Annotated in this window: 19 protein-coding genes; 13 read left to right on the forward strand and 6 right to left on the reverse strand. The window is 71.0% G+C overall.

Features of this window, described 5'->3' with window-relative positions:
* Window positions 1–102: 102 nt before the first annotated feature.
* Genes ACFSZT_RS19805 through ACFSZT_RS19815 form a run of 3 tightly spaced genes read right to left on the reverse strand, consistent with a single transcriptional unit; the run spans window position 103 to window position 2,568 of the window.
* Window positions 103–771, reverse strand: coding sequence for a hypothetical protein (locus tag ACFSZT_RS19805; protein ID WP_377391246.1), 669 nt, complete (start codon window positions 769–771; stop codon window positions 103–105).
* Between the two features lie 55 nt (window positions 772–826).
* On the reverse strand, window positions 827–1,630 hold the full coding sequence (locus ACFSZT_RS19810) for an ABC transporter permease (protein WP_377391249.1): 804 nt from the start codon (window positions 1,628–1,630) through the stop codon (window positions 827–829).
* On the reverse strand, window positions 1,627–2,568 hold the full coding sequence (locus tag ACFSZT_RS19815) for an ATP-binding cassette domain-containing protein (RefSeq protein ID WP_377391602.1): 942 nt from the start codon (window positions 2,566–2,568) through the stop codon (window positions 1,627–1,629). The genes ACFSZT_RS19810 and ACFSZT_RS19815 overlap by 4 nt, the downstream gene beginning before the upstream one ends.
* An 89-nt stretch (window positions 2,569–2,657) precedes the next feature.
* Between ACFSZT_RS19815 and ACFSZT_RS19820 the strand changes: the two genes are divergently transcribed.
* On the forward strand, window positions 2,658–3,446 hold the full coding sequence (locus ACFSZT_RS19820) for a TetR/AcrR family transcriptional regulator (protein ID WP_377391252.1): 789 nt from the start codon (window positions 2,658–2,660) through the stop codon (window positions 3,444–3,446).
* A gap of 58 nt (window positions 3,447–3,504) precedes the next feature.
* A complete protein-coding gene (locus tag ACFSZT_RS19825; protein WP_377391255.1) occupies window positions 3,505–3,756 on the forward strand; it encodes a hypothetical protein in 252 nt (83 codons plus the stop codon).
* 189 nt (window positions 3,757–3,945) lie between these two features.
* Here ACFSZT_RS19825 and ACFSZT_RS19830 read toward each other — a convergent pair whose 3' ends face one another.
* Window positions 3,946–4,071, reverse strand: coding sequence for a hypothetical protein (locus tag ACFSZT_RS19830; RefSeq protein WP_377391257.1), 126 nt, complete (start codon window positions 4,069–4,071; stop codon window positions 3,946–3,948).
* Between the two features lie 46 nt (window positions 4,072–4,117).
* Between ACFSZT_RS19830 and ACFSZT_RS19835 the strand changes: the two genes are divergently transcribed.
* Window positions 4,118–4,984 carry a MerR family transcriptional regulator gene (locus tag ACFSZT_RS19835; protein ID WP_377391260.1) on the forward strand — a complete coding sequence of 289 codons (867 nt, stop codon included), beginning with the start codon at window positions 4,118–4,120 and terminating at the stop codon, window positions 4,982–4,984.
* 197 nt (window positions 4,985–5,181) lie between these two features.
* On the opposite strand, the gene ACFSZT_RS19840 is transcribed toward ACFSZT_RS19835, so the two are convergent.
* Window positions 5,182–6,921, reverse strand: coding sequence for a pyruvate dehydrogenase (locus ACFSZT_RS19840; RefSeq protein ID WP_377391263.1), 1,740 nt, complete (start codon window positions 6,919–6,921; stop codon window positions 5,182–5,184).
* Window positions 6,922–7,004: 83 nt separating this feature from the next.
* Entirely contained in the window at window positions 7,005–8,201 is a 1,197-nt protein-coding gene (locus tag ACFSZT_RS19845) for a TetR/AcrR family transcriptional regulator (protein ID WP_377391266.1), read from the reverse strand.
* Window positions 8,202–8,341: 140 nt separating this feature from the next.
* On the opposite strand from ACFSZT_RS19845, the gene ACFSZT_RS19850 reads away from it, so the two are divergent.
* From ACFSZT_RS19850 to ACFSZT_RS19895, 10 genes are read left to right on the forward strand one after another with little or no spacing between them, the layout of a single operon-like run.
* Window positions 8,342–9,235 (forward strand): oxygenase MpaB family protein, encoded by an 894-nt coding sequence (locus tag ACFSZT_RS19850; RefSeq protein WP_377391269.1) that lies wholly within the window; start codon window positions 8,342–8,344, stop codon window positions 9,233–9,235.
* Window positions 9,235–10,044: an MlaE family ABC transporter permease gene (locus tag ACFSZT_RS19855; protein WP_377391272.1), complete on the forward strand. Its 810-nt coding sequence runs from the start codon at window positions 9,235–9,237 to the stop codon at window positions 10,042–10,044. Before ACFSZT_RS19850 ends, ACFSZT_RS19855 begins: the two co-directional genes overlap by 1 nt.
* Entirely contained in the window at window positions 10,044–10,889 is an 846-nt protein-coding gene (locus ACFSZT_RS19860; RefSeq protein WP_377391275.1) for an MlaE family ABC transporter permease, read from the forward strand. The genes ACFSZT_RS19855 and ACFSZT_RS19860 overlap by 1 nt, the downstream gene beginning before the upstream one ends.
* Before the next feature lie 2 nt (window positions 10,890–10,891).
* A complete protein-coding gene (locus ACFSZT_RS19865) occupies window positions 10,892–12,181 on the forward strand; it encodes an MCE family protein (RefSeq protein WP_377391278.1) in 1,290 nt (429 codons plus the stop codon).
* Window positions 12,178–13,185 carry an MCE family protein gene (locus ACFSZT_RS19870; RefSeq protein WP_377391281.1) on the forward strand — a complete coding sequence of 336 codons (1,008 nt, stop codon included), beginning with the start codon at window positions 12,178–12,180 and terminating at the stop codon, window positions 13,183–13,185. Before ACFSZT_RS19865 ends, ACFSZT_RS19870 begins: the two co-directional genes overlap by 4 nt.
* Window positions 13,182–14,177 carry an MCE family protein gene (locus ACFSZT_RS19875; RefSeq protein WP_377391284.1) on the forward strand — a complete coding sequence of 332 codons (996 nt, stop codon included), beginning with the start codon at window positions 13,182–13,184 and terminating at the stop codon, window positions 14,175–14,177. The genes ACFSZT_RS19870 and ACFSZT_RS19875 overlap by 4 nt, the downstream gene beginning before the upstream one ends.
* A complete protein-coding gene (locus ACFSZT_RS19880; RefSeq protein ID WP_377391287.1) occupies window positions 14,174–15,271 on the forward strand; it encodes an MCE family protein in 1,098 nt (365 codons plus the stop codon). The genes ACFSZT_RS19875 and ACFSZT_RS19880 overlap by 4 nt, the downstream gene beginning before the upstream one ends.
* Window positions 15,268–16,317 carry an MCE family protein gene (locus ACFSZT_RS19885; RefSeq protein ID WP_377391290.1) on the forward strand — a complete coding sequence of 350 codons (1,050 nt, stop codon included), beginning with the start codon at window positions 15,268–15,270 and terminating at the stop codon, window positions 16,315–16,317. Before ACFSZT_RS19880 ends, ACFSZT_RS19885 begins: the two co-directional genes overlap by 4 nt.
* A complete protein-coding gene (locus tag ACFSZT_RS19890; RefSeq protein ID WP_377391293.1) occupies window positions 16,314–17,507 on the forward strand; it encodes an MlaD family protein in 1,194 nt (397 codons plus the stop codon). Before ACFSZT_RS19885 ends, ACFSZT_RS19890 begins: the two co-directional genes overlap by 4 nt.
* Window positions 17,504–18,121: a hypothetical protein gene (locus ACFSZT_RS19895; protein WP_377391296.1), complete on the forward strand. Its 618-nt coding sequence runs from the start codon at window positions 17,504–17,506 to the stop codon at window positions 18,119–18,121. The genes ACFSZT_RS19890 and ACFSZT_RS19895 overlap by 4 nt, the downstream gene beginning before the upstream one ends.
* Window positions 18,122–18,134 lie beyond the last annotated feature (13 nt).

Consider the following 18,134-nt stretch of genomic DNA (forward strand, 5'->3'; position numbering starts at 1 on the left):
TTTCCGTCCTGAATAACGGACGCCGCGAAAAGCGGGACCAAAACCCCAGACGCACCTCGGGTGGGCGAGCCGGGAGCTCGCCCAAACCGATAATCGTCGCTGCTAGCGCGCCGCGTGCCGCGCGCGATCGACGGCGGGTAGGAACCGGTCGCGGACGGCGCGCCACGCCTCGGCCACCTCGGCACGCCGGTCGGGCTCCACGGCGTCGGTGGACCCGTCACCGTGGAACGACAACAGCGTCTGCACGACCCTGGCGACGACATCGGGATGCCCGAGCGGCACGGGTGGCTCGATCCGCACCGCGAGGTCGTCGTCCCGGCTGACGGCGCACACCACCCGGACGTCGCGGTCGGTCAGCTCACGGCGGAGCGGTTCGGTCTCGCTGTCCCACCAGTCGGCGAGTGAGCCCGGCTCACCCGGCGGCGCCGCGCCCGGGCGGGCGGGGTCGACCGCGACGACGGAGCTGACCTGGTCGGTGTGCTCCCGCGCCAGGCGCAAGGCCGGCACGGCCGCGCTGCCGGCCGCCACGAGATGAGCGCGGTGCCGGACGTCGCCGAGAATCTCCTCGACCGTCTCGTCCTCCGCCTCGGCGGGCAGTCGGCACCAGCCGACCCTGATGTGCTCGGCGAGCGGGCGCCAGGTCGCGGGCAACTCGTTGTGCTTGGCTTCTCCCGCCGGGTCCAGCACCAGGACCACCGGGGCGTCCTCGGGGCCCCGCCAGACCACCGCCGGGCCCGCGGACCGAACCTCGTCGTCATCGAATTCGCGCACGTTGTGCCACCTCCACGGCACGCGGCATACCCGAGACCGCCGTCGGGGAAACGGCTCAGCCCGCGGCCTTGCGGCGGAACAGCCACGCCGACGCCGGCACGACGACGATCAGCACGCCCGCCCACCAGAGCAGCGAGAGCCAGCCGGCATTGCCCACGGGCACCCCGAGGAACCACGCGCGCACCGCGTCGGCGACGAGGCTCACCGGCTGGTTCTCGGCGAACACGCGCAGCACGTCGGGCATGGTGCTCGGTGGCACCAGCGCGCTGCCGACGTACGGGATGAACACCAGCGGCATCGACAGGCCACTCGCGCCCTCGACCGTCTTCGCCGCGATCCCGAGCAGTACCGCGATCCACGACACGGCGGTCGCGAACAGCACCAGCACCCCGAGCGCACCCAGCCACTCCGCGAAACCCCCGACGGGACGGAACCCGACGAGGAACCCCGCGCCGACCACGACCGCGATGGACACGAGGTGCCGGACGAGGGCCGCGGAGACGTGACCGAGCAGCACCGTGGCACTGCGCATCGGCATGGAGCGGAAGCGCGCGACGATGCCCTCGAGCATGTCCTGGCACACCGCGACGCTCGTCACCGTGGCGTTGAAGGTGATGGCGACGGTGATGATCCCCGGCAGGACGTAGTTGACATAGGCGGTGCCGCCGGTCTGGATGGCGCCACCGAACAGGTAGCGGAACAGCAACAGCAGCATCACCGGGAGGAACAGCATCAGCATGAGCTGCTCCGGGCTCCGGGCGACGTGCCGCAGGCACCGGCCGCTCAGTGCGCGGGCCTCGGCCAGCGCCGCGGCGAGTTCGGACCGCCCGCCGACGTCCGCGGTGTGGATGGTGGTCATCTACTGCCTCCTGCAGAGGCGCCGGTGAGGGTGAGGAAGACGTCGTCGAGGGTCGGTTTGGCCACGAACAGCTCCTCGGGCTCGGCTCCGGACGCGGCGAGCCGGTCGAGGACCTGCTTGACCTCCTTGGCGTGCTCGACGGGGACGCTCACGGTCAGCACCCGCTCGGCGTCCGCGGGCTCCGCCGGCAGGATCCGCCGCGCCAGGGCGACCGTCTCGGCGTCGCCGAAGGTCAGCTCGAGGCGTTCGGCGCCCACCCGTTGTTTCAGCTCGGCCGGGGTTCCCTCGGCGACGATCCGGCCGCCGTCGACCACCGCCACCCGGTCGGCGAGCTGGTCGGCCTCCTCCAGGTACTGCGTCGTGAGCAGCACCGTGACACCCCCTGCCAGAAGGTCGCGCACGGTGTCCCACACCTCGGTGCGGCTGCGCGGGTCGAGGCCCGTGGTCGGCTCGTCGAGGAAGAGCACGGGCGGGGCGGTGATGAGGCTGATCGCGAGGTCGAGGCGGCGCCGCATGCCACCGGAGTAGGTCTTCACCTGGCGGTCGGCGGCGTGGTCGAGGCCGAACCGGTCGAGCAGCTCGCGGGCACGTTTCCTGGGTGCCGTGCCGCGCAGCCGGAACAGGCGCGCCATCAGCACGAGGTTCTCGAACCCCGTCAGCAGCCCGTCCACGGCGGTCTGCTGGCCGGTGAGCCCGATCGAGCGCCGGACGTTCGCCGGCTGCGTCACCACGTCGAAGCCGTTGACGAGCGCCGTGCCGGAGTCCGCCGCGAGCAGCGTGCTGAGAATGCGGACGGTCGTCGTCTTCCCCGCGCCGTTGGGGCCGAGCAGCGCCAGCAGGCTGCCGCGCCGAACCCGTAGGTCGACGCCCTTGAGCACCTCCACCGAACCGTAGGCCTTCCGCAGGCCGCGCACCTCGATCGCCTGTCCGGGATCCATCCCCATCTCCCAACTGTGTATGTGATACACGTTTGTGTACTTGATACACAGTTTTAGGATGACGGTCAAGCACGACCGAGCGGAGCGGGATGTCCACAGAACCGAGAAAGCGCCTCGAACTGTTGTGGGGCGTATCGACGAAGGCGAGCCGGGGACCGAAACCGAAGCTGAGCCTGGAACGGATCGTCACCACCGCCATCGACATCGCCGACCGCGAGGGCATCGACGCGCTCTCCATGCAGCGGCTCGCCGCCGAGCTCGGCTACACGACGATGTCGCTGTACCGGTACGTGCCGAGCAAGGAGGATCTGCTCGAGCTGATGATCGACCAGACGCCCGAGCCTCCCCCGTCGGCGGGCGACGCACAGGACTGGCGAACGGAGCTGGAGACCTGGGTCAGCGCGCTGTGGGAGACCTACCGGCGGCATCCGTGGGTGTTGCGCGTGCAGATCACCGCACCGCCCGTAGGACCAGGGCAGCTCGCCTGGTTCGACGCCGGCCTGCGCCCGCTGCGGAAGGCGGGACTCGACGGCGGAGACCAGGTGTCGGTGCTGCTGTTCCTCCTCGGCGCCGTGCGGCAGCTGGCGCTGATCTCGATCGACGTCGAACACGGCCGGGAACAGGCGGGCCTGACCCCCATCGAGGCGGAGACCGATTACGACGCGGCGCTGCGGGAGTTCGTCGACCCGGAGCGGTTCCCCGCGCTGACGGCGCTCGTGAACGAGGGCGCCTTCACCCCGTCCGGCCGCCCGGACGCGGGCGTGGACCTGGACCTGCAGTTCGGTGTGCGGCGGGTGCTGGACGGCATCGAGGCCTACGTCCTGTCCCGCGACCGTAAAACGGGAACGACCTCGGCCGCCGAGCGTCTCAAAGGGTGATGTCGAAAGCTCGCCGCCGGATTCGACGTAGTGGTGAGCGATGTCGAAGGAGCCCACCATGTACGCCGCTACCCACCGCTCGCTGGCGATGCTGAAGGCCGTCGCGGCCGGGCGCGCCGAGCTGACGTGCAGCAGCGAACCGGATCTGTTCGTCGACGGGCTGCCGTGCTGCGACCAGTCCGCCGCGCACGAGCTGGCCCGCGCGGGCCTGATCGCACCGGTGCGCCCCGGCGCCCTCGGCCAGCGGGTGCCCGCACGCCTCACCCCGGCAGGCCACGACGTCCTCGCCGCCGTCACCGCGGCGGCGTGAACTCGCCGTCCCGGACGCGCGCGTGCGGCCTCGGCGTGTGGGCTGCGCGCCCGCGTGGGAACACGGCCTTCGCGCCTGAGCCGGCCGGGAGTACGCCTCGGCGCCGTGCAGGCCACCGGGAACGGCCGATCGCGCCGGGCCTGCCGTGTCCACGGCGAGTCGGCGGCGCGGCTCCGGTATCCGGCACGCTCACCTTGGACCTGGTGTGCCCGTCACCGACAGGGCACGCACGTCGATGCCCTCGACGGAGAGCAACCCGAGGAGTTCCCCGCCCACCGCGCCGTTGCGCGGCACGAGAGCGGAGGATTGGACCACCGTTGCCACTAGACCTTATAGTTACTACAGGGGCGATGCTAGCGACATGTTGTCCATCAGCGAGTTCGGCCAGATGTGCCAGCTACCACCGCAGACGCTGCGGTTCTATCACTCGGAGGGCCTTCTCATTCCCGCCGAGGTAGACGAGCAGACCGGCTACCGCTCATACACCTTCGACCAGATCGAGCGGGCCATGCTCATCACCGTCCTGCGCGACACGGGAATGAGCATCAAACTCATCCGCCGCGCACTCGACGAGCCCGACACGGTCCGCGACCTGTTGCACCAGCACGTCACAGAGGTACACCGCCAGCGACGGAAACAGGACGAGGCGATCAGCGACGCGCGCCAGTTCTTCACCTCCTCACCCGAGCCGCGTCGACGCCACGTGCCCGAGATGACCGTGGTGTCGACCGTGGTGCCCGGATCGCCATCCTCGGCCGACCAGTTCGACTGGGAAACATCCGACGCCGCCACCGCCGCCACCGTGGCAGGCCTGGTGAGAACGGTGGAATCCTGCGGAGCCAAGGTGACGGGAACCGCGTGGCGGACCTGGGCCATGGAGACCCCGGAGCAGAGGACGGCCACCCTCACCACCATGGAAGGTCCACACTGGCTGGTGAAGGTTCCGATCGCGGGAGGCGACGACATGCCCGTCGACCTGCCCGGCGACATCGAAGTGCAGACCTTCGAGGCTCGGGAGGAGTTGTCGATATTCATCCCGGGCAGGAGCTCGATGGCCAAGTTCGGCACGGCGATGTCGCGTCTGGCCACACACCAGCTCGACGGAGCCTGGGTCGACATCACCCGCATGCGGCAGATCATCCACGAAGACGGCACCGAAACGAGTGCGGCACTCTGCAAGTTCGACGAGAAGGACATGACGTCGCTACTCGGCTGGTTCACCCCCTAGCCGACCGGTGTCGGCCGCCCGCGTCGCCGTGTCTGCCGCCCGCGTCGGCATGTATCGGCCCGGCAGCCCCCTCACCGGAGCCCCACACATCACCGCCCGGCCGGCCACACGCACCGATCCCCTGGCCGACAACCTCCGGCTACCAGCCCGAACGGCAACCACGGCGAACGACCAGCGACGGTCCACAACGGACCACATCACGGCCGCCGGACGTTCCGCAGGTTGGAGCGAGCCAGCTCGACCATCTTGCCCACGCCGCCGTTGAGCACGACCTTACTCGCGGCCAGGGCGAACCCCTTCACCTGCTGTGCCGTGATGTGCGGAGGGATCGACAGCGCGTTGGGGTCGGTGACGACGTCGACGAGCGCCGGACCGGGCCGGGCGAGAGCGTCGGCGAGCGCCGGGCGCACCTCCCCGGGCTCGGTGACGCGCGCGCTCGGGATGCCGGCGCCACGGGCGATCGCGGCATAGTCCACACCGGGATGGTCGGTCTGGTGATCCGGCAACCCGTCGACCAGCATCTCGAGCTTCACCATGCCCAGCGACGCGTTGTTGAACAGCACGATCTTCACGGGCAGGTCGTGCAGGCGGACGGTGAGCAGCTCGCCGAGCAGCATCCCGAGGCCCCCGTCGCCGGACATCGAGATCACCTGCCGCCCCGGATACGCGAGCTGCGCGCCGATGGCGTGGGGCAGCGCGTTGGCCATGCTGCCGTGCAGGAACGAGCCGATCACCCGCCTGCGCCCGTTCGGTGTCACGTACCGTGCCGCCCAGACGTTGCACATCCCGGTGTCCACAGTGAACACCGCGTCGTCGGCTGCGAGATCGTCCAGCACGTCGGCGACGTACTCGGGGTGGATCGGCACACGACGCCCCACGTCCTTGGTGTACGCGTCCACGACGGTCTCCAGCGCGCGACAGTGCTCGCGCAGCATCTCGTCGAGGAAGTCGCGGTTCGTCTTCTGCTCGACCAGCGGCAACACCGCGCGCAGCGTCTCGCGGACGTCACCGTGCACGCCCAGCTCCAGCGGTGTCCGCCTGCCGAGTCGCGCGGCGTCGTGGTCGATCTGCACCGTCCTGGCGAGAGGGAGGAACCCGTCGTACGGGAAGTCGGTCCCCAGCAGCACCAGCAGGTCGGCGTCGTGTGTGGCGCGGTAGCACGCGCCGTAACCGAGCAGTCCGCTCATCCCGACGTCGTAGGGATTGTCGTACTGCACCCACTCCTTGCCGCGCAGCGAATGCCCGATCGGCGCGTGCAGCCGGCCCGCCAGCTCCATGACCTCGGTGTGCGCGCCCGCGACGCCGGCGCCGCAGAACAGGGTCACCGACCGCGCGCGGTTGAGCATCTCCGCCAGCGCCCGCACCTGGCCCGGCGGCGGCACCGCGACCGCGCGCTCGGTGACGAACGTGCTCGTTCCCGTGGGGCCGGCCGCGTCCTTGTGCGCGACGTCGCCCGGCATCACCAGCACGGCAACCTCCCCGCGGCCGAGCGCGTGCTGGATCGCGATGCGCGGCACGCGCGGCACCTGCTCCGGTGTACTGATCACGTCGCAGTAGCCGCTGCAGTCGACGAACAACCGCTCCGGGTGCGTCTCCTGGAAGAAGCCCGTGCCGATCTGGCTCGCCGGGATGTGCGAGGCGAGCGCGAGCACCGGCGCGCCCGTGCGGTGCGCGTCGTAGAGCCCCTGCACCAGGTGCGTGTTCCCCGGCCCGCAACTGCCCGCGCACACGGCGAGTCGCCCGGTGAGCTGCGCCTCCGCCGAGGCGGCGAACGCGCCGGCTTCCTCGTTGCGCACATGCACCCACTCGATGCCGGGGGTGCGCCGGATCGCGTCGACGATCGGGTTCAGGCTGTCGCCGACGACGCCGTAGATTCGCGAGACGCCCGCCTGGACCAGCACCTCGATGAACTGCTCCGCGACCGAGGTCCTGGCCATGCCGGTCTCCTTCCGCTGGCTGCGCTGCCTCTCGCTCGATTGTCGGGGCGGCACGGCGCCGCCGCACGGCGAGCGGACGCCGGTCAGCTCGCGAGGGCGGCGAAGACGAGGTGCTTGATCTGTTCGGCGTCGGCGATCCGGTGCTTGCTGATGCTGAGGTCGTGCACGATGTTCAGCGCGGCGTGCACGGCGAGCCGGGCGTACGTGGCCCGGGTGTCACCCCGCACGGCCACCACGAGCCGGACCCACTGCTCGACGTGCTCGCGCTGGACCTTCCGCAAGGCGCGCCGGTCGTCGGGGGGCAGGTTGCCGTACTCGGACAGGTACACCGCGGCGAGGTCACTGTCCTGGTAGGTGTAGGCGACGTAGGCGTCGACGAGCTTGCGCAGCGCCTCACCGGGATCGGTCGCGGATTCGATGGCCGTGCTCGTGGCGACGGCGAGCCGCTCGGCGGCCCGGTAGTACACGGCGGCGAGGAGGTCGGCCTTGCTCGCGAAGTGCCGGTACACACTGGACCCGCCGATTCCCGCGGCGGCCCCGAGCTCCTCCATCGTCACCGCGTGGAACCCGCGTTCGCGGATCGGCCGCAAGGCGGAGACGACCAGCCGTTCCCGCCGGGACACGAACTCGCCGACGGTGGCGGGCTCGGGCCATCCGGCGGCCCGCTCGGTCGTGAGCCGGGGCGGCAGGCCGGTCGCGAGCACTCCCAGCGCGATCCCGCGCAGGCCCTTCTCGGCCACCCGGTCGGACACGGGCGTGCGGTGGGTCGACAGGCTCGCGATGGCGCTGAGTGAGGCGGCGGCCAGCGTGGTGCGGTCCGCCTCGGGCAGCCGTGGCCTGCTCTCCCCCAGCAGATCGGCGACCGTGCGGACGAGCGACGAGATGGTCGCCGTGAACGTCGCGTGGTCCTCGGGCTCGAGGTAGCGCCGTTCCCACTGGTAGAGCTGCGCGCTGCGGCGCCGTTCGATGACCAGCTTGGTCAGGGCGCGGGTCATCGCGTCGAGCCGTTCCCACGGCGCGCCCGTCGCGGGAACTCCGGCGACCGCGGTGTCGATCGCGGCGGCCAGGTCGTGTGCGGCGGCGGCGAGGACGGCCTGTTTGTTCCGGAAGTGCCGGTAGATCGCGGGGCCGGTGATGCCGGCCCCGGTCGCGATGTCGCCCAGCCCGACGGCGTGGTAACCGCGTTCGCAGAACAGGTCGGCGGCGATCCGGGCTAGCTGGGATTTGCGGTCCGGACGGCGACGTGTGGTGGCGGGCGAGCCGGCCTCCGGCTGGTTCACTGCGTTACCTCCGACTCGTTCCGCCGTTGTCACAGACAACGATCCGACCATACCGGGTGCCCTGAACCACTACTTGACAACGACCCGTGTCAGACCGCTACGTTAATCGCAATTCGCAACGGCGCTACTTCGGAGGAATCATGGACGACGCCTCCCGCCCCGACCAGGACTCGCTGCCCGGCCCGGGTTCGGTGACCTGGGAGCACTTCGCCGCCGCGCCCGGCGTCTTCCTCGCCGGCACCGGACTCATGCTCCAGGTGGCACATCCGGTGGTGGGCGCGGGCGTGCTCGACCACTCCGAGTTCAAGGACAGGCCGTGGAAACGCGCCTGGGAGACGCACCTGTCGACCATGCGCTTCGTCTACGGCCTGGGCGGCGGCGCCCATGCCGAGGGGCGCAGGCTGCTCGAACTGCACAAGGACATCAAGGGCGTCGACCGCACGGGCAGGCGCTACCACGCACTGAATCCCGAGGCCTACGCGTGGGTGCACCTGACACTGGCGCGGTACATGGTGGACACGGCGAAGTGGTTCGGCGACCCGATGACCGACGAGGAACTCGAGCAGATGTGGCAGGAGTTCCGCGCCATCGGACTGGCCCTCGGCATCAAGCAGCACCACATGCCACCCGACTGGGCCTCGGCCGACGCCTACTTCGACGAGGTGGTGCGGACGACGCTCGAAGCCAACCAGAGCACCACAGACGTCCTCACGGCACTGACCGAGCCGAAGAAGCCGATCCGCTACCTGCCGACTCCACTGTGGAAGCTGTTCGCCGTGCCCGCGGGCAGCCTGGTGCGGCTGACCACCGTGGGCACGCTGCCACCGGTCCTGCGCAAGCGGCTCGGTCTGTCGTGGACGGACCGCGATCAACACTCCTTCGACCGGCTGGCCACGCTGGTGCGCGCGGTGCACCGGAGAGCGCCCGGGCCGCTGCGCTACGCGCCGCTGGCCTACGGCCTGATGCTGCGGGAACGTCTCGCCCAGCGTCGCCCGGCACGGCCCTCCGAGGTCGCGTCCACCCGGGCTGCCTGATGGGCTACGAGGCACCGCAGGCGCGCACGGCCGTGGGCGATGCCTTCGCGCAGGCCGGGATGCTGCTGAGCTTCACGGTGCAGACGTTCACCGCGCTGGGCCGGGTGCTCCTCCGCCGCCGGCTCGCCTGGCGGGAGGTGCTCGAGCAGGCGTGGTTCCTCGCCTCGGTCACCACGTTCCCGTCGCTGCTGGTCACCATCCCGCTCGGCGTCGTAGTCGCGCTCAACGTCGGGTCGATGGCAGGCCAGCTGGGCGCCGAGGGATACGGCGGCGCGGTCGTGGCCTTCGTGATCGTCGCGCAGGCGTCCCCGCTGATCTGCGCGCTGATGATCTCCGGTGTGGGCGGTTCCGCGATGTGCGCCGACCTCGGGGCTCGCACGATCCGCGAAGAAGTCGACGCACTGGAGGTCATGGGGATCCCGGCCGTGGAGCGGTTTGTGGTGCCCCGGGTGCTCGCCTCGCTCATGGTGACCACCCTGCTGGCGTGCCTGGTGATGGCCATCGGCATCTCGGCCAGCTACGCGTTCCAGACTGTCGTGCTCGGCGACTCGGCCGGGAGCTTCCTCGGCAGCCTCACCGAGTTCTCCCGTATCGAGGACTTCCTCATCGCCGAGGTGAAGGCCGCCGCGTTCGGCGTGCTGGCCGCACTCGTCGCGTGCTTCAAGGGGCTGACCGCGAAGGGCGGCCCGAGCGGGGTCGGCGACGCCGTCAACGAGGGCGTCGTGCTGGCCTTCATCCTCGTCTTCGTCGCCAACACGGTCCTCACCGAGCTGTACGCGGCCGTCGTCCCCGCCCGCGGAGCGTATTGATGACCGCCCGCACCTTCCTCCCGTCACCCGCGGTGCTGAGACCCGCCGTCGAGGGTTTCGCCGCGCTGGGCAGGCATTCCACGTTCTACGTGAAGGTGGTCCTGCACCTGCCGGGCGCGCTGGTGCGGTACTGGCGGCACGTCATCCGGCACGTCAGCGAGATCAGCTTCGGCTCGGCCTCGCTGCTGGCGGGTGGCGGGACCATCGGCGTCGTGTTCGCCATGTCGGCCGTGGCGAGCACGCAGATCGGGCTCGAAGGCTACCGTGGCCTGGACATCATCGGCCTCTCCCCCATGACCGGCCTGATGTCGGCACTCGTCAACACCCGCGAGATCGCGCCCGTGGTGGCCAGCGTCGCCCTGGCCGCCAAGGTCGGCACCGGGTTCACCGCACAGCTCGGCGCGATGCGGATCTCCGACGAGATCGACGCGCTCGAGACCATGGCCGTGCCGTCGCTGCCGTTCCTGGTCAGCACCCGGATGGCCGCCGCGTTCCTCTCGGTGATCCCCCTCTACCTCGTGGGCCTGTTCGCCTCCTACGCGGCGACGAGCCTCGCCGTGGTGCACGTGAAGGGTCAGTCCAGCGGCACCTACGACTACTACTTCCACCTGCTGCTGACCCCCACCGACGTCGGCTACTCCCTGCTCAAGGCCGTCGTCTTCGCGATGATCATCACGCTGGTCCACTGTGGATACGGCTTCTACGCGGCCGGTGGCCCGGAGGGTGTGGGCAAGGCCGCCGGACGGGCGCTGCGCACGTCCATCGTCAGCATCGCGATCGTGGACGTGCTGCTGACGCTCGCGCTGTGGGGCGCCCGGCCGACGCTGCCGGGTCTGGGGTCGTAACCATGGTACGGGACACAAGTACGGCGACGCTGGCCGTCCGCGGGATCGTGGTGGCGGTGGCCGTCCTGCTGGGCGCGGGTGCGCTGGTGGCCGTCGGCACCGGGGCCTCGTTCACCGCGGCACCGACGATCACCGCGGTGCTGCCGGCCTCAGCCGGGCCGATCCGGGCGAACTCCCCGGTGCAGTACCACGGCGTCACCGTCGGCAGGCTGGCGGCCGTCGACGGTGATCTCGACGGCGCCACCCTCACCCTGAGGATGGACGCCGAGCTCATCGGTCAGGTGCCCGCCAACGTCGAGGTCCGGCTGCTGCCGCGCAGCCTGTTCGGCGACCAGTACATCGACCTCGCCGTGCCCGCCGGCGACCGGCCGCGCGGGGGCCTGTCCGGCGGGGTGACGCTCGCCGCCGATACATCGGGCCGCACGGTGCAGCTCTACGACACCTACGCCCGGTTCTACGACGTCATCACACAGCTCCGGCCCGCCGACCTGCAGGTGGCGCTCACGGCTCTGTCCGACACACTTCGCGGTCGCGGCGCCGAGCTCGGCACGATGATCGACTACGCCGCCGCGCTCATGGACGAGGCCCCGCCGCTGCTCGACTCGCTCGGCGAGGACATCACCACGGTGGCCCGGCTCAGCCGCGAGGTCTCGGGCGCGGCGCCGGACCTGCTGCGGTCGCTCGACAACGCAGTCGCGCTGTCCCGCACCGTGGTGTCCGAACGCGACTCACTACGCGAGGTGCTCGCCGCCGGTATCGAGGGGACGGCGTCGGCGGAGCGGCTCCTGGTGGACCACGGCGAGCGCGTCGTCCAGCTCACGGAGGCCGCGCGTCCGGTCAGCGAGGTGCTGTCCCGGTACCCGCACATCGCCGGCGAGGCGCTCGACGCCGCCGGATTCTTCCTCGACGGCGGCAAGCGTGTCTTCTCGTCGGGACTGTTCAAGATCGAGGCGGGCCTGACGTTCGACCAGCCGTACCCCTACACCGCCGAGGACTGCCCACGCTACCCCGGCCTGAACGGCCAGAACTGTGGCCAGGCGCCGTCGTCCCGCTACGAACGGCAGTTCCCACAGCCGCTGCCCCGGCAGGCACGGCAGCAGGAACCACCGCACCCGGAGCCGCCGCCCACGGGTGGCGTGACCGGCCCCGTGGGCAGCAGCCAGGAGAAGGAGGCGATGCGGCGGCTCGGCCCGCTCGTGCCGGGCCTGCCGGGCGGCACCGCCGACGAGCCCGACCTCCTCGCCCTGCTGCTCGGGCCGCTGGTGCGCGGCGAGCGGGTGGTGGTCCCGTGAGGGTCGCCCGGATCGTCGCCAAGCTGACCGCGTTCGTCACCGGCTGCGTGCTCTCGGCCGTCCTCGTCGTGAACACGCTCACCGACCCGCTGACCGGTGACACCGCGACCTACCACGCGGTGTTCACCGATGCCCACGGCCTCTACCCCGGCTCCGACGTGACGGTCGCCGGTGTCCGGGTCGGCACCGTGCGGGAACTGGAACTCCGCGACGGCCACGCGCACGTCACCTTCGACGTACGCACCGATCAGCGCATCCCCGTCGACACCCGCGCCATCATCCGGTACGCCGATCTGCTCGGCTCGCGCTACCTCGCGCTCACCGAGGGCTCGAACACGCGGTCCGCCGAGCTCGAGCCGGGCGCGACCATACCCGTCGACCGCACCCGGCCAGCGCTCGACCTCACCGCCCTGTTCAACGGCTTCAAACCGCTCTTCGCCGCCATCGACCCCGCCCAGGTGAACGAGCTCGCCGGCAACCTCGTGGCCGTGTTCCAAGGCGAGCGCGGCACGCTGGACGCGCTCCTCGCCAAGGTCATCTCCCTGACCTCCACAATGGACAGCCGCGAGCAGGTCCTCGGCCAGGTGCTGGACAACCTCACCGCCGCGATGGGCACGATGACCCACCACGACGAGGACCTCCGCGCGCTCGTGAGCAGTCTCGCGCAGCTCACCTCGTACGCGGCCGGTCACCGCGGCGAGATCGCCACCGCGCTCGACAGCGGCGCCGAACTCGCCGGATCACTGACCGAGCTGCTCGGCGACATCGAGCCGCACCTCACCGAGGACATCCGGTCCCTGCGGTCGCTCAGCGGCACGCTGGTGGCCAACACCGACGCGTTCGACGCGCTCGTCAAGGGCGCGCCCGCGTTCCTCGACACGCTCGGCCGAGCCACCGACTACGGGTCCTGGGTCAACGTCTACGTCTGCAACCTGCGCGTGAACGTGGTCGGCGGCGAGCCGGTGAACCTCAGTCCCGGCCCACACTCGGAGGTGTGCCGATGAGGATGCCCGGCATCCAGGGCAGGCGCGGGCCCGCGTTCGGCGGGGCCGTCGGAGCCCTCGCGCTGGCGGTGCTCGTCGCGGCGGCCGTGGCGGTACCGCAGCTGCGATTCCAGGCCTCGACCACGGAGTACACGGCGGAGTTCGCCAACGCCGCCGGGCTCTCCTCCGGCGACCAGGTGCACGTCGCGGGCGTGCCCGCGGGCCGGGTCACGGATGTGGAGCTGGCAGGCGACCGCGTGCGGGTGGAGTTCCGGCTCGACAACGCCCAGCCGCTCGGCGACACCACTACAGCGGCCGTGAAGCTCGCCACCGTGCTCGGCACGCGGTACCTCGCCGTCCAGCCGGGCGGATCGGGCGAGCTGCCCAGCGGCACGATCCCGATGCACCGCACCTCCGTGCCCTACAGCCTCGGCGACATCGCGGACACCGCGAAACAGACCGCCGAGCAGCTCGACGTCACGGCGCTGCGGGGCATGATCTCCGCGCTGCAGGAAGCCGCACCCGACGGCCGGCTGCTCGGCGACGCCCTCGCCGGGGTCGGCCGTGCCACGAGCATCGTCGGTGAGCGCAACGACCAGTTCCGAAGCCTGCTGCAGGGCGTGCGGACGCTGACGACGTCACTGCTGGACCAGCGGGAGACCCTGGTGACCTTGCTCGGGGACGCCGGACTCGTCGCCGAGACGGTGAACGCCCGGCGCGGCACCATCCGGCAGCTCATCACCGACCTCGACGCGCTCACCAGCGCACTCGACCGCGTGCTCCGGGAGAACGAGCCGCAGTTCGGCCCCTTGCTGAGCGACCTGCACAGCATCACCGACACGCTCGAGCGCAACGACGCCCAGCTCGCCGAGGTACTGACCAAGCTCGGGCCGGGCAGTCGTTACCTCGCGAACGCGACCGGCAACGGACCGTGGGGCGACGTGTCCGGGCCCGCCGGGCCGTTGCCCGACAACCTGTTGTGCCTCGCCGCGTTGCTGGAGGGGTGCCGATGACCCGCACGCTCAGTAGAACGGTCACAGTGCTACTGGTCGTGGCGCTCGCCGCGGCCACGGCGTGGTACGTGTTGCTGCGCCCCGACCCGCGGCTGCGCATCGCGGCGGACTTCCCGGCGGCGGACGGCATCTTCGCCGGGAGTCGCGTCGCCCTGCTCGGGGTACCGGTCGGCCACGTCGAAGAGGTGCGGCCGCAGGGCTCCACGGTCCGCGTGACGATGAGCCTGCCGGGCGAGTCCCGCGTGCCCCGCGACGCCCACGCCTACATCATGAGCCCGGCCGTGGTGAGCGACCGGTTCGTGGAGCTCTCCCCCGCCCACACCAGCGGTCCTTCGCTCGAGGATGGCGCCGTCATCCCGGTCGAGCGCACGCACGCCCCGGTGAAGTGGGACGAGCTGACGACGTCGCTCGACGAGCTGCTCACCGCGCTCGGCCCGCAGGGCGCGGATGCCGGCGGCGGCATCGGTGGACTGCTGAGCACGGCCGCGGACTCCCTCGGCGGCAACGGCCCCGCGTTCCGGGAAGCGCTGAGCGACCTCACCCAGGCCACCGATGTGGTCGCGAGTGCCAGCGGCGACATCGGCGCGGTACTCGACAATGTGGACCGTCTGCTCGAGCTGCTGGCCGACCACCGCTCCACTCTGGACATCCTGACCACCACCGTGTCGCAGGTGTCGGCCGACATCACCGAGCAGCAGACCGCGATCACGCAGTCGATCGACCAGCTCTCGCACGCGCTCGGCACGTTCAGCAGGTTGCTCACCGACCACGGCGACGAGCTCACGGGGGATGTGTCCCAGCTGACCGATCTCACCACCACCGTCGTCGCCCGCCAGCGCGAGCTTGCCGAGACACTCGACACCCTGCCGCTCGCCCTGGACAATTTCGGCCGCGCGGTCACCCACGACGACCGGCTGCGCATCCGGCTCAATCTCTCCACCAACCTGAGCCAGTTCGGCACCACCCGGCAGCTGTGCGAACAGCTGCCCATCCCGCTGTGCGCCGGCGCCGGCCTGGTCAACCCGATCGACTTCCCGCCGCGCATCCCCGACGTGCTCGGGCTCGGCACGCTCCTGGGCGGAGGTGGCCGATGAGGCGCACGCTGCTGGCCGCCGTCGCCGCGGTCACCACACTGACGGCCGGCTGCGGGCTGAGCCTGCAGAACACGGCGAGCCTCGGCGACACCGGGCCGACGTACCGGGTGACCGCCGTGTTCTCCGACGTGGCGAACCTGCCGCTGGGCGGCACCGTCCAGGTCGGACAGGCGGTCGTCGGCCGCGTCGCGGGCATCCGCACCGAGGACTTCCTCGCCTACGTCGACCTCGACATCACCTCCGATGTGGACCTTCCCGCGAACACCGCGGCCCGGCTGGAACTCACGTCGGCCCTCGGGGACGAGTACGTCGTCCTCGAACCGCCGCCGGGCGCGCGGGGCGGTGCGACACTCGCGGACGCGGCGACGATCCCGCTGGAACGCACGTCGCGCGGTCCCGACGTCGAACACACGCTCGCCGCGCTCGGCACCCTGCTCACGGGCTCGGGCATCGACCAGGTCCGCACGATCGTCTCCGAGGTCAACACCGCCCTCGGCGGCCGCACCGGCGAGGTGAAGCGACTGGTGCACGACCTGGACTCAGTGCTGGGCTCGCTGGACCGGCGCAGCGGGGAGATCGTCGGCGTCATCGACTCGATGCACGCGCTCTCGCGGCGCCTCGCCGAGGGCACGCCGGCCCTCGAGGCCGCCCTCACCGACATCCGGCCGGCACTTCAGGTGCTCCTGGACGAACGCGAGCGGTTCACCACACTGCTCGGCAACGTCGGCTCGCTCGGCACCGCCGCGCAGGGCCTGCTCGACAAGACCGGGACGGCGCTCACCGAGCAGCTCGACCAGCTCAGGCCGGTGCTGCGCGATCTCGAGTCGCTCGACGGCAAGCTCGGTCCGACCCTGACGGCGCTCAAGGATTTCGCCGACCTGGTGCAGCGGGCCACGCCGGGCGACTACCTCAACCTCGACGGCACCATCGACGTGCCGCTCACCGTGGCCGAACTGCTCGACCCGGATCTGGGGGCGGCGGCACCGGCCACCGCCCGGCCGGAACCCGGCGGCCTCGGCGATCTGCTCGGGGGTGGCGCCCGATGACCCGGCTCGCCCTCGTCCAGCTCGTCGTGTTCGCGGTGGTCGCCCTCGCCTGCGGCTACCACGTGGCGACCAGCGTCCTCGGTCCGCAGGCGTTCCAGGAGCCGATACAGGTCACCGTGCGAATGCCCGACACGGGCGGGTTGTCCGTCGGCTCCCAGGTCACCTACCGCGGCGTGGATGTCGGCGAGGTGTCGGACGTGCGGATCGCCGGCGACGGGGTGGAGATCGCCGTGTCGCTGGACGCCGACAGCCGGATCCCGGCGGACGCCACCGCCGTGGTCACCATGGAGAGCCCCATCGCGATCCTGCGCCTGGACTTCCGGCCACGCGCGGATTCCGCGCCGTATCTGGCGGACGGCGACGTTGTCACCTCCGGGCAGACCCGCAGGCCGCTGCCGCTGGATACCTTGCTGGAGGACTTCCTCCGGCTCGCCGACAGCCTGCCCACCGAGGACCTGGCGGTCGTGGGCGACGCACTCGCCACCGGCCTGCGCAACGCCTCCCCCGAGCTGACCCGGATCCTCGGCAACACGCGGGTGCTGCTCGACCTGGCCCGCGACCGTACTCCGCAGATCGAACGCATCCTCGACAACGCCAGGCTCCTGGCCGGACCGGACGGCGTCCGCATCGGCGAGCTGGCCTCCGCGATGCGCCGGCTCTCCGGGTCGCTCCGCGACACCGAACCAGCGCTCACAACCCTGCTGCACGAGGTGCCGGGGCCCGTGCGCCAGGTGGCGGAACTCGTGCGCGCCAACGAGCCCGCACTGGCCACGCTGCTCGGCAATCTCGTCACCACGGGTCAGCTCGTGAGTGTCCGTGCACCCGCGCTCGAGCAACTGTTCCTCTCCCTGCCGCACAGCCTGACCAAGCTCGGGCGCATCGTCGAGGGTGACACCGCGAACTTCTATCTCGTCGGCACCCTGGGGCCCGTCTGCTACAACGACACACCCCGCCGCACGCCCCAGCAGACGGAGCCCCGCGACCCACAGCTCACCTGGCACTGCACGCCGGGCGAAGACCTCTCGCAGCGCGGCGCGATGAACGCGCCACGGCCCGCGCCCGCGACGGGTACCACCTACGACGCCACCACCGGTGCGGCCGCGCCGTTCCAGCTCGGCTCCACCGGAGGCCAGGCCACCGTGCTCGGTCCTCGATCCTGGTCCTCGATGCTGTTGCAAGGAGCTCAATGATGCGCGTGACCCTGTCCGACCGCAGGCCGTCCCCGACCCCGCGATCCACAGTGGAGGACGACGATCACACCGAGGCCAGCACGGCCACCGGGGACAGCCCCGCCGAGCCGGCCGACGACGGTCCACAGCGGACCCGGGTCTCGATGCGACCCCGGATCGTGCTGGCCGTCCTGCTCGCAGTGGCGTTCGCGGGCGGGCTGGCCTTCGCCGGCGTGCAGTTCTTCAACCAGCGCGCCGAGGAGACGGCCCGGGTGGAGGCGCTCGCCGCCGCGAAGCGCTACGCGACGGACCTGTCCTCGTACGACTACCGCAACCTCGACGGCAACTTCCGCGCCGTCGAACAGAACGCCACGGGCGAGTTCGGCGAGCAGTACCGGCAGGTGAGCCGGAACCTGACCGAGCTGATCAAGCAGCACCAGGCCGTGTCGAAGGGCGCGGTGCTGTCGGCAGGCCTCGTCGAGTCCGGCACGGATCGGGCCGTCGTCGCACTCTTCGTGGACCAGACCATCACCAACACCAACAGCCCGCAGCCACGCATCGACCGCAACCGGATGCAGATGACTCTGGTCCGGCAGGACGACCGCTGGCTCGTCGACAATGTCACGCTGCTGTGAGAGGAGCGACAAC

This window comes from Prauserella oleivorans (genome assembly GCF_042685745.1).
GTDB classification, from domain to species: Bacteria; Actinomycetota; Actinomycetes; order Mycobacteriales; family Pseudonocardiaceae; genus Prauserella_A; species Prauserella_A oleivorans.